Below are 701 nucleotides of genomic sequence, written 5' to 3' on the forward strand. Positions count from 1 at the left end.
CAATACGGCCATGTCACCATTCCGAGACACCTGCGCGATATTGTGATAACCGAATACGGCATTGCCGATTTACGCGGCCAGTGCGATGAGGAAATCGTCAAGCGCCTGCTCGCCATCAGTGACGCACGGTTTCAATCTGAGTTGATAGCAAGTGCCAAAGCCGCGGGTAAATTGGCGGCGGATTTTGTGCCACCGCCCCATTGGCGACGCAATCTCCCCGCGCGCTTGGCGCCGCTGTCTGCGCTTTCTGCTTTTAATCGCTACCCCTTTGGTTCAGATTTTGATGCGCTAGAACTGCGTATAATCGATGCCTTAACCAGATTGCAGCAGGCACTTAGCTCACCGCTCAGTGCTGTATTGTTAGCGCTAAGCGCATTGTGGCCAAGGCGGTTATCGGCCGAGTTTCAGTCGTGTTTAATACGTCTAGAGTTGAATCAGCCTAAGACGCTTGGCGAGTGGTTGGCTGCGCGTATGTTGGCGCGATTGTTTTAACAGGAAAAAATTTTCGTTGCCAAACTGAAAAGATAACAATAATTCATACGAGAGAAGGTTAGATGCGAAAGCCATTGCTACACGCAGCATTAACGTTGTTAGCCATAGTGTTACCCTTAGTGTTCGCGATAACGGCCGCGCCTGTATTTGCGTGGAGTAATCATGCACCAGGTTCGGCATTGGCGTTGAGTGTTATGCCGGAATTGACC

Annotated in this window: 1 protein-coding gene; it reads left to right on the forward strand. The window is 50.8% G+C overall.

Annotated elements, in window-relative coordinates; genetic code table 11:
* Nucleotides 1-492 (forward strand): acetyl-CoA hydrolase/transferase C-terminal domain-containing protein (locus ACFQEU_RS17135; RefSeq protein ID WP_379784107.1); only part of this gene is annotated, 492 nt, incomplete at its 5' end.
* Between the last annotated feature and the right edge of the window lie 209 nt (nt 493-701).

The sequence above is a fragment of the Halorubrum tibetense genome, from assembly GCF_042661865.1.
Taxonomy (GTDB): domain Archaea; phylum Halobacteriota; class Halobacteria; order Halobacteriales; family Haloferacaceae; genus Halorubrum; species Halorubrum tibetense.